At 65.8% G+C, this 15211-nt stretch carries 2 protein-coding genes; both read left to right on the top strand.

The window, feature by feature from the left end; all coding sequences use genetic code 11:
* The first annotated feature begins 92 nt into the window (after positions 1-92).
* The gene (locus AB688_RS23770; protein ID WP_054892519.1) at positions 93-476 is read left to right on the top strand and encodes a YkgJ family cysteine cluster protein; all 384 of its coding nucleotides are present in this window, start codon (positions 93-95) and stop codon (positions 474-476) included.
* A gap of 311 nt (positions 477-787) precedes the next feature.
* Positions 788-14773, top strand: coding sequence for an autotransporter-associated beta strand repeat-containing protein (locus AB688_RS23765; protein WP_063546098.1), 13986 nt, complete (start codon positions 788-790; stop codon positions 14771-14773).
* The last annotated feature ends 438 nt before the right edge of the window (positions 14774-15211 follow it).

The raw sequence follows: 15211 nt of genomic DNA, 5'->3' as shown, positions 1-15211 counted from the left end.
TTCATTTCCCCTCTATCCAGCCGCTCGTGCTTGGATTAAAAATGGCGCCGCGAGCGCCCGCTCGATAACAACAACTTCCCTTCCTGGCCATCATGTCCGAACAGAACCCTTGCCTGACCTGCGGCGCCTGCTGCGGCTACTTTCGTGTGTCTTTCTTCTGGGGTGAATGCCAGTCCTCGGGCGGGTTGGTGCCCGACGATCTGGTGGTGCAGATCAATCCGACCCGTGTGGCGATGATCGGCACAGACGCCAAGCCTTGCCGCTGTATCAGCCTGGACGGCGAGATCGGCAACAAGGTCGGGTGCACCATCTACGAGAATCGTTCCACCCCCTGCCGCGAGTTCGACGCTTCATGGGAGAACGGGGTGCACAATCCCAGCTGTGATGACGCCCGTGCCGCCTATGGCCTGCCACCACTGACACCGCCCGGTGCCAACGAGCCGCACTGGCCTGACGATGGGGCAGAGGTCGCCTGAAAGTGAACGGCCGGATCATTTGCGAAACGGCCAAGCCCATCACGTTTTGCCTGCCGGACACGACCGTTCGTCGGTTGGATCCAAGCGGCGCACAGCTGTAGCCCGCGAAATACGGGCTGCCTTGAAAAAGTATTAACACCATTTGACCGCCCCGGCGGAGCCTCACGCCTGCTCGCCAGCGGCTACACATTCCCAACAAGGAATCATGTAGCCATTGGTCAGGTGTTTCGTCGTCGCGTGTTCGACTAGCCGGCAACATTGCAGTGCGAGCGTTCAAGGACCGAACCACCTGATCCACGAAGGAGCTCTCCGTGGACAGAAGCGTCGCCTCCGTTTTGCCTACCCGTCTCTCCCATTTGTCGCTCGCTGTGAGCCTGGCTGTCGGAGGACTGGCCTTCGGTCTTTCGAGCGAGCAGGCCCTGGCTGCGTGCAGCGCGGCCGGGTCCATCATCACTTGCAGCGGTGCTGCCAACCCGCTGGCGCCGAGCTATAGCAATGGCGGTAGCGGCCTGACGGTCAACGTGAACCCTGGCGCCAGCCTGGGTACCCTGCTGGGCGTGGGAGGCACGTCTCTGTCGCTGGCGGGCAACGGCAATACGTTGAACAACTCCGGCACCATCGACCCCACGTTGCTAGGGGCGTTGAGCATTCAGTCCAGTGCTGTGCTGATCGGCAATACAGGCACCGGCAGCACGCTCAACATCAACAACAATGCCACGGGTGTGATCAAGGGCACGGGTGCCTTGCTTGGCGCCAACCTTCTTAACCTGACGGGCATGGCGCTGGACGCGCGCAATGGTGCGGCCGGTACCACCACCATTACCAACGCCGGCAGCATCGGTTCCTCGGCGTTGCTTGGCCTCACGCTGCTCAGCGAGGACACGCCGGTCATCGCTGTGACCGGCGGGAGTACGGTTAACTTCACCAACACCGGCACCATCCTTGGACGGGCAGCGTTCGAGGCTTCTGCTGCGGGCAACACCTTTACCAACGCCGGCACCTTGACCGGCAGCTTGTCGATGGGGGCCAACAGCACCAACCGCTTCAATGCCATTACCGGTTCGAGTGTCGGTGCCGGGCTTGGTATCAGCGTTGCACTGCTGGTCACCAGTAATCCCAATCTGGGCTTCGCAGCCGCCGGCAAGATCGATGGCGGTGCCGGTGGCACCAACACCCTGGCCTTGCAGAATGCCATTGGTGGCGGTAGCGGAACCACCGGTTCCGGCACGATCAACGCCAACAACTACATCAACTTCAACCGCCTGATCGTCGACAGCGGGACCTGGAGCCTGATCGGCCAGGTGCTCAACGGCACCACCCAGACCACCCTCAATGGCGGTTTGGTCAACTTCGACAATGCCAGCGCCTTTGGTACCGGCGGCATCACCGTCAACGGTGGCGGGCTTGCCGGTACCGTCGCAGGTCTGAGCCTGACCAACGCCCTGACGCTCAACGCCGGCATCAACGTCGGCGGTGCTACCGACATGGCCCTCAATGGGGTCATCTCCGGCGTTGGCGGCTTGACCAAGACTGGCGCCGGCCTGCTCACCCTTGGGGCCACCAACACCTATAGCGGTGGTACCACCCTGGCCGCTGGCGGCCTCAACCTGACCAGCGCTGCGGCGCTCGGCAGTGGTGCGCTCACCGTCAGTGGTGCAAGCAGTCTGCAAGGCAGCGTGCCGCTGGTATTGAATAATGCCGTGGCGCTGAACGCGGCGCTGACCTTGCCCGGCAGCAACGCCCTGACCCTCGGGGGCGTGCTCAGCGGCACGGGCTCGCTGGTCAAGAGCGGCACCAGTAACCTGACCCTCAACGGCGCCAATACCTTCTCCGGCGGCACCAGCCTCGGCGGCGGCACGCTCACCCTCGGCAACAGCGCTGCCCTGGGCATTGGCGCGCTGACCCTGACCGGCAGCGGCGTGCTGGACACCACGGCCGCCATGACGCTGGCCAACGCGGTCAACCTCGGTGCCAACGCCCTGACCCTGACGGGCAACAACGCCCTTACGCTGGGCGGCGTGATCGCCGGCGCGGGTGGCAGCTTGATCAAGAACGGCGTCGCCGACCTGAACCTGAACGGCACCAACACCTTCAGCGGTGGCACCACGCTCAACGCCGGCAAGCTCACCGTCGGCGCCAACGCCGCGCTCGGCACCGGCGCCCTGACCCTGGGTGGCAACGCCAGCCTCGACGCCAGCACCGCAGTCAGCCTGGGTAACGCAATCAACCTCGGCGCTAACACCCTCAACCTGTTGGGCACCAGCGCCACCACCCTGGGCGGGGTGATCAGCGGCACCGGTGCGCTGGTCAAGAACGGCGCCGCCGACCTGGCGCTCAACGGCAACAACACCTTCAGCGGCGGCCTGACCCTCAACACCGGCAAGCTCACCGTGGGTAACAACAACGCCCTGGGCGGCGGTGCCCTGACCCTGGGTGGCAACGCCAGCCTCGATGCCAGCACCGGGGTCAGCCTGGGCAATGCCATCAGCCTGGGCGCCAATACCCTCAACCTGCTTGGCACCAGTGCCACCACCTTGGGTGGAGTGATCAGCGGCACTGGCGCGCTGGTCAAGAACGGCGCCGCCGGCCTGACCCTCAACGGCGCCAACACCTTCAGCGGTGGCACCACCCTCAACGCCGGGGTGCTGACCGTCGGTAACAACAACGCCCTGGGCACCGGTGCCCTCAGCCTGGGCGGCAATGCCAGCCTCGACGCGGGCGTGGCGGTCAACCTGGGCAACGCCATCAATCTGGCGGGCAACACCCTGAGTGTGGTGGGTAGCAACGCCACCACCCTGGGCGGTGTGATCAGCGGCACCGGTGCATTGGTCAAGAATGGCGCCAGCAACCTCACCCTCGGTGGCACCAATACCTTCACAGGTGGCCTGACCCTCAACGCCGGGACCCTGACCCTGGCCAGCGCTGCGGCGCTGGGCACCGGCGCGCTGACCGTGGGCGGCGCATCCACACTCGCCAACAGCGCGGCGATGACCCTGAACAATGGCGTCAATCTCGGCGCCAACCTGACCTTGGCCGGCGCCAACAACCTGAGCCTTGCAGGCAACCTGAGCGGTACCGGTGGCCTGATCAAGAATGGGGCGAGCACCCTGACCCTGAGCGGCAACAACACCCAGAGCGGTGCCACCGCGCTCAACGCCGGCACGCTGGTGGTCGGCAGCGCCACTGCCCTGGGCACCGGCGCACTCAACGCCGCCGCCAACACCACGCTGGATTCGTCGGTGGCCGGGCTGACCCTGGGCAACGCGCTTAACCTGGCCGGCAACCTCAACCTCGCCGGCAGCAACAACCTGACCCTCGGAGGCGTAATTGCCGGTGTCGGTGGCCTGACCAAGAACGGCAGCGCTACCCTGACCCTCAACGGTGCCAACACCCAGATCGGCGCCACCAACCTCAACGCCGGTACCCTTGTGGTCGGCAGCAACACGGCCTTGGGCTCTGGCGCGCTGAATGCCGCTGCCGGTACCCACCTGGACGCCAACGCCGCAGTCAACCTCGGCAACGCCGTGAACCTGGCCGGTGCCCTGACCCTCGACGGCACCGCCAACCTCGGCCTTGGTGGCGTGATCGCCGGTGCCGGTAGTCTGGTCAAGAACGGTGCCGCCACGCTGACGCTTTCCGGTCCCAACACCTACCTGGGCGGCACGACCCTCAATGCCGGTGGCCTGGTGCTGGGCAATGGCGCCGCACTGGGCGTCGGCAAGCTGACCGTGGCGGGGGCCGGTAGCCTGGATACCTCGGCTGCGCTGACCGTTGGCAACGCCGTCACCCTGGATGCCGACCTCACCCTGGCCGGCAGCAACAACCTCAACCTCACCGGTCTGGTCGACGGCACCGGCCGGCTGATCAAGAACGGCACCAGCACGCTCACCCTCGGCGGGCTGAACACCTATGCCGGTGGCACGCTGCTCAACGGTGGCGCCCTGGTGCTGGGTAATGGCAGTGCCATCGGCACCGGCGATCTTACCGTCGGTGGCGCCGCGAGCCTGGACAGCAGCGCTGCACTGAGCCTGGGCAATAACATTGGCCTGAACGCCGACCTTACCCTCACCGGCAGTAACGCGCTGACCCTCGGCGGTGTGGTCAGTGGGGCAGGGCAGTTGGTCAAGAACGGCAGCGCCACTGTGACCTTGAACGGGGTCAACACCTATGCCGGTGGCACCACGCTCAACGCGGGTGGCCTGGTGATAGGCAACGGCAACGCCCTGGGGACCGGCGCCCTGACCGTGGCCGGCGCCGCCAGCCTGGACAACAGCGCGGTCGCTACCCTGGGCAACGACATTGCGCTCAACGCCAACCTGACCCTCGGCGGCAGCAACAACCTGACCCTTGGCGGCATCATCAGCGGTACCGGAGGCTTGATCAAGAATGGCCTGGCCGACCTCACGCTGACCGGCAACAACACCTTCAGCGGTGCCGTCGACTTGCTCGGCGGCACCCTGACCACCGTTGGTACGGGTGCGCTGGGCAACGCCTCGGCGGTCAATGTCGGCGCTGGCGCCAACCTCAACCTTGGCGCCAGCACCACGGTCGGCGGGTTGAGCGGTGCCGGCGCGGTGAGCGTGGCGGGGGGCAGTGACCTGACGGTCGGCGGCAACAACCTCAACAGCGTATTCAGCGGCGCCCTGGCCGGTAGCGGTGGCCTGATCAAGGCTGGCACCGGTGCTCTGGAACTGTCCGGCGTGAACGTGCTTGGCGGCGCCACCACGGTCAATGGCGGCCTGCTCAATGTCAGCGGTTCGCTCGCCAGCTCCGGCGTACAGGTCAATGTCGGCGCCAGCCTGGGCGGCACCGGCAGCGTGATCGGCCCTGTGGACATCGCCAACGGGGCGCACCTGCTGGCCAACAGCGGCGCGACCCTCAACACCGGTGCGCTGACCCTGCACAGCGGCTCGATCCTCGACTTCGGCCTCGGCTCGCCCTCCACGGGCGGCACTGCCTTGGTCAACGTCAACGGCAACCTGACTCTCGACGGCACCCTCAACGTCACCGATCTGGGTGGTTTCGGCACCGGTATCTATCGGCTGTTCGACTACACCGGCGCGCTGATCGACAACGGCCTGCTTGTTGGCGCGTTGCCGGGTAGCGTACTGCCGGGCGATGTCCAGGTGCAGACCGCCATCGGCGCGCAGATCAACCTGCTGGTGGGCGGTGCCACCGGCACCGTGCAGTTCTGGGACGGTGCGCAAAGCGTGCCGAACGGCGTCATCGACGGTGGCGCCGGCACCTGGGACGGCAGCAATACCAACTGGACCGACATCAACGGTGTGCTCAACGGCAGCTGGGCCAGCGATTTCGCCGTGTTCCAGGGCACCGCTGGCGATGTCAACGTGGTGGGCACCCAGGCTGCCACCGGTCTGCAATTCGTCACCAACGGCTATCGCCTGATCGGTACCGGTGGCCTGAACCTGGTCAATGGCAGCAACGGTGCATTCGCCGTGCGTGTCGATCCGGGCGCTACTGCGACGATCAACGTCGGCCTCTCCGGCAGCGGCCAACTGGCCAAGCTCGACACCGGAACCCTGGTGCTGAACGGCGCCAACAGCTACACCGGTGGGACCCTGCTCAACGGCGGCACCCTGGTGGTAGGCACCAACACCGCCCTGGGTACTGGCGCGGTCAGCGCCGCAACGGGCACCACGCTGGACAGCAACACCGCAGTCACCCTTGGCAACGCCCTGGCCCTGAGCGGCGCCCTGACCATCGCTGGCAGCGCCGACCTCGGCCTGTCTGGTGTGGTTTCGGGCGCCGGCAGCCTGGTCAAGAACGGCGGTGCCAACCTGACGCTGGGCAATGCCAACACCTACAGCGGCGGCACCACCCTTGCCGCTGGCACCCTGACCCTGGGTAACGACCTGGCCCTCGGCACGGGCGGCCTGAACGTCACTGGTGCCTCCACCCTCGCCACCACGGGTAACGTGGCGTTGGCCAACACCGTTGCGCTGAACGCCAACCTGACCGTGCCAGGCACTGGCAACCTCACGCTCAACGGCGCACTCAGCGGCACCGGTGGGCTGATCAAGACCGGCACCGGCGTGCTCACCCTGAACGGCAGCAACAGCCAGCAGGGTGTTACCAGCCTCAATGGCGGAACCCTGGTGGTCGGCAGCAACACCGCCCTGGGCACTGGCGCGCTGAATGCCACAGGTGGCACTACCCTGAGCGCAGGCGCCAACGTGACCCTGGCAAACGCCCTCAACCTGGCGGGCAACCTCACTATTGCCGGCGCGCAGGACCTGACCCTGGGTGGCAACATCATTGGCGTCGGCGGCCTGACCAAGACCGGCAGCGGCACACTCACCCTCAATGGCACCAATGGCAACCTGGGCAACACCAACCTCAACGCGGGCACCTTGGTGCTCGGCAGCGCAAGCGCGCTCGGCCTCGGCCAGCTCAACGCGGCTGCGGGCACCACGCTCGATAGCAATACGGCGCTCACTATCGGCAACACCGTCAATCTGGGCGGCAACCTCACCATCGCCGGCAGCAACGACCTGGGCCTGGGTGGGCTGGTCACGGGCGCTGGCAGCCTGACCAAGAATGGCGCCGGCAACCTCACCTTGAGTGGCCCCAACACCCTGTCCGGTGGCGTGACCCTTAACGCCGGCACCCTGACCCTGGGCAATAACTCGGCACTGGGCCTCGGCAACCTGACCGTCGGCGGCGCCAGCAACCTGGCCACTACTGGCCCTCTGATCGTGGCCAATCAGGTCACGCTCAACGACACCCTGACCCTGCCTAGTAACAACGACCTGGCCCTGAGCGGCGTGATCAGCGGTACCGGCGGGCTGACCAAGACCGGCACCGGCAACCTGACCCTCGGTGCCGCCAACACCTACCAAGGCACCACCACGCTCGCCGCAGGCACCCTGACCCTGGGCAACGGCAGCGCGCTGGGCGCTGGCAACCTCTCGGTGACCGGCAACAGCACCCTGGCCACCACCGGCGCCCTGCAAGTGGCCAACGCCATCGGTCTGGGCACGGGCGCCACCTTGGGTGTCAACAACGCCCAGACGCTGACCCTCGACGGGGTCATCAGCGGCGGCGGCAGCCTGAACAAGACCAGCACCGGTCAACTGGTGCTCAACGGCGCCAACAACTACACCGGCGGCACCTCGCTGCAGGCCGGCAGCCTGCTGCTGGGTAACGCCAGTGCCCTGGGCAGTGGCGCCCTGAACGTCACCGGCGCCGCAGCCCTCGACGCCAGCCAGGCCCTGGCTCTGGCCAACGCGGTCAACCTGACCGGTGGCAATCTTACCCTCGGTGGCAGCCAGGCCCTCACCCTCAACGGTGTGGTTTCCGGCGCCAACGCACTGGTGAAGAACGGCGCCGCCGGCCTGACCCTCAATGGCAACAACACCTACAGCGGCGGCACCACCCTTAACGCCGGCACGCTGACCGTCGGCAGCAATACCGCGCTGGGTACCGGGGATCTGAGCACTGCTGCCAACACCTCCCTCGATGCCAGCGTGAACGTCGCATTGGCCAACAATGTGCACCTGGGCGGCGCGCTCAACCTGCCAGGCACCGCCGACCTGACCCTCAACGGCGTGGTCGACGGTGTCGGTGGCCTGGTCAAGGCTGGCGCCAGTACCCTGACCCTCAATGGCGCCAACAGCTACCTGGGCGGTACCACCCTGGGCGCCGGGCAACTGGTGGTGGGTAACGACAACGCGCTGGGGCAGGGCGGCCTCACCGTCGCGGGGGCCTCCACCCTGAGCAGCGGCGTCGCCAGTACCACATTGGCCAATAACGTCACCCTCAACGCTGGCCTCACCGTCGCCGGCACCAACGACCTGACCCTCAACGGAGTGATCAACGGGGCCGCCGGGCTGACCAAGAACGGCAGCGGCAACCTCACGCTCAACGGTAACAACGGCTACCAAGGCGGCACCCAGCTCAATGCCGGGCGCCTGACCCTCGGCAGCAGCGGCGCCCTGGGCACCGGCACCCTCGACGTGACCGCCGACGCCACCCTGGCCAACAGCGCGCCGATGGCACTGGGCAATACCATCGCCCTGAGCAACGGCGCCAACCTGACCGTCGACGCCGCCAATGCCCTGATCCTCAGTGGCGACGTGGGCGGCACAGGTAACCTGATCAAGGCCGGTGCCGACGACCTGACCCTGGTCGGCGTCAAGACCTTCGCCGGCAACGTCGATATCCAGGCCGGCTCGCTCACTACGCTCGGCAGCGGCGTGCTGGCCAACGTCGACACCCTCAACATCGGTGCCAGTGGCCAGCTCAACCTCAATGGCAACACCAGCCTCGGTGCCCTCACCGGCAGCGGCAACGTCGATGTCGGCGTTGGCAGCACCCTGAGCCTGGGCAGCAACAACGTCAGTACGACCTTCGCGGGTGCCCTCAATGGCTCGGGCGGCCTGGCCAAAGATGGCACCGGTACCCTGACCCTCACCGGTACCAGCAATCTGGCTGACAACACGCAGGTCAACGCTGGCACCCTGAAAGTCGATGGCAGCCTGGGCAGTAACCTGCTGACCGTCGCCAGCGGCGCAACCCTCACCGGCAGCGGCTCTGCCAATGCCTCGGTGGTGATCGACAACGGCGGCCACCTGGCAGGCCAGAGCGGCGCCACCCTGGGCCTCGGTTCGCTGGTGCTCAACAGCGGATCGATCGTCGATGTCGGCCTGGCTTCGCCAAGCACTGGCGGCACCGCGCTGTTCAATGTCGGCGGCAACCTGACCCTCGACGGCACCCTCAACGTCAGCAATATCGGTGGCTTCGGCAACGGCGTGTACCGCTTGTTCGACTACGCCGGTGCGCTGACCGACAACGGCCTGGACTTCGGCACCCTGCCGCTGGGCGTGAGCCTTGGCGATGTGTCGCTGCAGACCGCCCTGGCCAACCAGATCAACCTGCTGGTCAGCTCCAGCGGCCTGAACATCCAGTTCTGGGACGGCAGCCAGACTGCCCCGAACGGCCAGGTCGATGGTGGCACCGGCGTGTGGAACGCCGGCAACACCAACTGGACCGACCTCAACGGCACCGTCAACACCACCTGGGGCAGCACCTTCGCGGTGTTCCAGGGCACGGCAGGTGACGTCACTGTCGACGGCAGCCAGAGCGTCAATGGCATGCAGTTCGTCAGCAACGGCTATCGCCTGCTGGCTGGGACCGCCGGCCTGCTCGACCTGGTCAACGGCAGCGGTGGCGATACCAGCGTGCGGGTCGATCCCGGCGTGATCGCGACTCTCGAGGTTGGCCTGGGCGGTGTCGGCAAACTGAACAAGCTCGACACCGGCACTCTGGTGCTCAACGGCAACAACAGCTACAGCGGCGGTACCCAGCTCAGTGGCGGCACCCTGGTGCTGGGCAGCAACACCGCGCTCGGCACCGGCCTGCTGGACACTGCCAGCGGTACCACCCTGGACACCAACAAGAGCGTGAGCCTGGCCAATGCGATCACCCTCGCCGGCCCGCTGAACCTGACCGGCAACAACGACCTGGCGCTCACTGGCAACATCGGTGGCGCCGGCAGCCTGGTCAAGGCCGGGAATGCGCAACTGGCCTTGTCCGGCAACAACAGCTACAGCGGCGGCACCGCACTGAACGGCGGCACCCTGGTGGTAGGCTCCAACACCGCCTTGGGGACCGGCGTGCTCAGTGCGGCGGCAGGCACCAGCCTGGACAGCAGCCAGGCCGTGACGCTGGCCAACAACGTCAACCTCGCCGGCAACCTCAACGTGCTGGGCGGCAATGACTTGAGCCTCGGCGGCACCGTTGCTGGCGCTGGCCGTCTGATCAAGTCCGGCAACGCGCGGTTCAGCCTGCTGGGCGCCAATACCTTCAGCGGCGGCACCGAGCTGCAGGCCGGCACCCTGGTGGTCGGCAACAACGGCGCGCTCGGCACTGGTGGCCTCGACGTGACCGGCAATGCCAACCTCGACAGCAGCACTGCGGTGACGCTGGCCAATCCGGTCAATGTCAGCGGCGTCCTCAACGTGCTGGGCAGCAACGACCTGCAACTGGCCGGAGTGCTCAGTGGCAACGGCGTGCTGAACAAGAACGGCCTGGCCGACCTTACCCTGTCGGGCAACAACACCTTCAGCGGTATCCTCAACATCCTCTCCGGCAGCCTGAGCACTATCGGCACCACCGCGCTGGGCACCCAGAGCGAGTTGAACGTCAGTACCGGCGCGAGCCTCAACCTTGATGGCAACACCACCCTGGGCGAGATCGGTGGCACCGGCGCGATCCAGATTGCTGCAGGCAACAGCCTCAACGTCGAAGGCGGCGTGTTCGATGGCAACATCAGCGGCACCGGCACGCTCAACAAACTCGGCACCGCCACCCTGGCCCTGAGCAGCAGCAACAGCCATACCGGCAATACCAACGTGCAGGCCGGTGGCTTGAAGGTGGATGGTTCGCTCGCCAGCAGCGCGGTCAACGTTGCCAGTGGTGCGACGCTGTCGGGTGCGGGCAACCTCGGTGGGGCGGTGACGGTCGCCAGCGGCGGTAGCCTGGCTGCCGCCAGCGGCGCGACCCTGAACGCGGGCAATCTGGCGCTGGATGCCGGTTCGAACTTCAACGCCGCGCTCGGCACGCCGACCGGCGGCAATTCGCCGCTGGTCAACGTCGCCAACAACCTGACCCTCGGTGGCACGCTCAACGTCACCGACATCGGCGGCTTCGGTGCAGGCGTCTACCGCCTGTTCGCCTACGGCGGCAGTCTGATCAACAACGGCCTGGCCTTTGGCACCACGCCCGTTCCAGTGACCGACCTCACCGTGCAGACCGCCGTTGCCAATCAGGTCAACCTGGTGGTTGGTGGTGCCAGCAACGTGCTGTTCTGGGATGGTAGCAACACCGTCGCAAACGGTGTGATCGAGGGTGGCAGCGGTGTCTGGGATGCCACCAACAGCAACTGGACCGATGCCAACGGCGTACTCAACAGCACCTGGAACGACACTTTCGCAGTGTTCCAAGGCACTGCCGGGACCGTCACCGTCAACGGCAGCCACAGCATCACTGGCCTGCAATTCATCACCGATGGCTACGTGCTCAACGCAGGCGCAGGCGGCGAACTGCTCACCAGCACCAGCGGCACTACCAACCTGCGGGTCGATAGCGGCGTCACCGCCACCCTCAACGTAGCTCTCAACGGCACCGGCAACGTGGCCAAGTACGATGCCGGCACGCTGGTGCTCAATGCTGCCAACGGCTACAGCGGCGGCACCGCGCTCAACGGCGGCACCCTGGTGGTCGGCAACGACAGTGCGCTGGGCAGCGGCACGCTGACCGCCGCAGCGGGCACCACCCTGGACAGCAACACCGCTGTCACCCTGGCCAACGCCGCAGTCCTCAACGGCGCACTGGCCATCGGCGGCAGCAACGCGCTGACCCTCAACGGCGATATCAGCGGTGCTGGCGGGCTGGTCAAGAATGGCGCAGGCCTGCTGATCCTGGGCGGCAGCAACAGCTACAGCGGCGGCACCCAGATCAACGCGGGCAGCGTGGTCGGCAACACCACCAGCCTGCAGGGTGCGATCCTCAACAACGCGGCGCTGACCTTCGAGCAGAACGCCAACGGCAGCTACACCGGCAACCTCACTGGTAGCGGTACGCTGACCAAGAACGGCAGTGGTGAACTGCTGCTGACCGGTGTCAACGGCTTGACCGGCGCCACCACCGTCAATGCCGGCAGCCTGCTGGTCAACGGACGCCTGGACAGCGCCACGGTACAGGTCGCTACCGGCGCTCGCCTGGGCGGCAGCGGCACCTATGCCGGGGCTGTGCAGATCGCCGACGGTGCCACCCTGGCCGCGGGCCAGAGCAGCACACCGCTGACGTTAGGCAGCCTGAACCTGAGCTCCGGCAGCGCCCTGGACTTCTCGCTCGGGGCGCCAGCGGCGTCCACTACGGTAGTCAAGGTCGACGGCAACCTGGTGCTCGACGGTACGCTGAACATCACCAATGCCGGCGGCTTCGGCACCGGCGTCTACCAGCTGTTCAACTATGGCGGCGCACTGACCAACAAAGGTCTGGTCTTCGGCGCCATCCCCGGCAGCGTGGCGCTGGGCGACCTGAGCTTGCAGACCGCCATCGCCAACCAGATCAACCTGGTGGTGCAAGGCGCGGGCGACCAGTTGCAGTTCTGGAACGGTGGCAAGACCAATCCGGACGGCAGCATCGGCGGCGGCAGCGGCACCTGGGGCCCTGGTACCAACTGGACCAACTCCAACGGCACCACCGGCGAAACCTGGAGCGATGCCTTCGCTGTGTTCGGTGGCCAGCCTGGCACCGTCACCGTGGTCGGCAACCAGTCGTTCAGCGGCATGCAGTTCCTCAGCGACGGCTACCAGGTGGTGCCGGGTACAGGCGGCAGCCTGACCCCGGTCAACGGTGCCGATGGCAGCCTGGCCCCGGTACGGGTCAACGCAGGTGCCAGCGCCGTGATCAGCGCGCCACTGGTAGGCACTGGCGGTATCGAAAAACTCGACGCTGGCACCCTGCTGTTGACCGGAGCCAACACCTACACAGGTGGCACCATTGTCAGCGGCGGTACCTTGGCCGGTAACACCACCAGCCTGCAGGGCAACATCACCAACAACGCCAACCTGGTGTTCGCGCAGGGCACCAACGGCACCTTCAACGGCACCCTCAGCGGTACCGGCACCACCACCAAACAAGGGGCGGGCAGCCTGTTGCTGACTGGCAACCAGCCGTTCAGCGGGGCCTTCAACGTCAACCAGGGCACGCTTCAAGTCGGCAATGCCGACAACCCAGGCACCAACCTTGGCGCCCAGGTCACCGTGGCCAACGGCGCGGCGCTCACCGGCAACGGTACTGTCGCCAGCCTGACCAACCACGGCACTGTGCTGCCAGGGCCTGCGGGCAACCTCAATGTCAGCGGCAACTTCACCAACGCCAGCGACGGCAACCTCGTCATCGACCTGGGCACCGCGCCGGTGAACTACCTGAATGTCGGCGGCACGGCCAACCTGGGCGGCAGCCTGACGGTGGCCAACCTCGCCGGTGGCAACGGGCAGTACACCGTGGTCAGTGCAACTGGCGGCATCAACGGCACCTTCGCCAGCAACAACCTGATGAACTCGGCATTCCTCAACAGCTCGCTCGACTACGGTGCCAACCAGGTGACCCTATCGGTCAGCCGCAACGGCAACGCGTTCGCCGATGTCGCGGCCTCCAGCAACCAACGTGGTGTCGCCACGGCCCTGGAAAGCGCCGGTGCGCCGACCAGCCTGCGCGACAACATCCTGCCGCTGGACCGTCAGGCCGCGCAGTCGGCGTTCGACAGCCTGTCCGGGGAAATCCACGCCAGCACCGCGACCGTGCTGATCGAGGATTCGCGCTACATCCGCGACGCGGTCAACGACCGTATGCGTCAACCGGATTGCAGCCGCGAGGACGATCCACGCCGTACCCTGGCGCCAACCGCCAACCAGCAACTGACCAGCGAAGGTTGCCAGGGCCAGGCCGTGGGCTGGATCCGCGCCATTGGCGGCTGGGGTGACTACGACGGCAGCAGCAGCCATGCCAGCGTCGACCGTGACCTGTCGGGCTTCATGCTCGGTGTCGACCGCGCCCTGGACGATCAGTGGAAAGTCGGTATCGCTGCCGGATACACCCGCAGCAGCATCGATGCTCACCGTCGTCAGTCGGACGCCAGCGTCGACAGCTACCACCTGGCCACCTACCTGGGTTACCAGATGGATGCCTTCGCCGCACGCCTGGGCGCCAGCTACACCTGGCATGACATCGACACCAAGCGCGATGTCCAGGTGGGCAGCTACGACGACCGCCTGAAAGCCAAGTACAAGGCTCGCAGCGCCCAGGTGTTCGGCGAGGTGGGTTACGCCATCGACGCTGGCGGTATCGCCCTGGAACCGTTCGCAGGTCTGGCCTATGTCAACTACGACAGCGACAGTGCCCGTGAGAAGGGGGGCGACGGCCGCCTGAAGGCCAGCGTCGATCAGGATGTGACCTTCTCCACCGTCGGGGTGCGCGCCGGCAAGCGCATCAAGCTGGACAGCGGCAGCGAGATCACACCACGGCTGTCGGTTGGCTGGCGGCATGCCTTCGGCGACACCAAGCCCGATGCCGATGCTCGCTTCATCGCCGGTGGCGCTGGCTTCAGCACCGAAGGCGTACCGATCGCCCGCGACGCTGCGGTGGTCGAGGCGGGTGTCGACCTGGCTGTCGGCCAGAGCGGCAAGCTGGGGGTGGGGTACTCCGGGCAACTGTCCAGCGAGAACCGCGACCACGGTGTGGTGTTGAGCTTCAGCATGGGCTTCTGACGCGACATTGCAGTTGGGGTACTACAGGCGCCGTTCGCAAGAACGGCGCTTTTTTTGTCAGAGCGAAACTGTGCAGGGCGTCAAGAGGCGAAAAATCACAGGCGAATTTTACATGTCCTGTTTGAATTGATTCGGGCGGGCCGGGCATTCAAATAGAGCTATCCAGTTGGTGTGTGCCGATTATTACGCTGCTTTAATTGGGTGGATGGTCACGCCAAGAGGGTCGTTGACCCCACTGGCGCGCCACTTTGCCAGGGCGAGGATTTATTAACTCTTGTTACATTTTTGTAATAAGTAGAAACAGATGCACCGCGTATTAATATGCATTTTTTCTTTTTTCCAGCGTCGGTAACAGGTTGATACAAATACCAATTCGACAATATTCAGGACGAGCCATTTAATTGCCACCGACTTCCAGTCATGCCGATTTGCAACTTT

This window comes from Pseudomonas putida (genome assembly GCF_001636055.1).
Lineage (GTDB): Bacteria > Pseudomonadota > Gammaproteobacteria > Pseudomonadales > Pseudomonadaceae > Aquipseudomonas > Aquipseudomonas machongensis.
The sequence above is the reverse complement of the archived record's forward strand: the minus strand, read 5'-3'. Positions and strand labels throughout refer to the sequence as shown.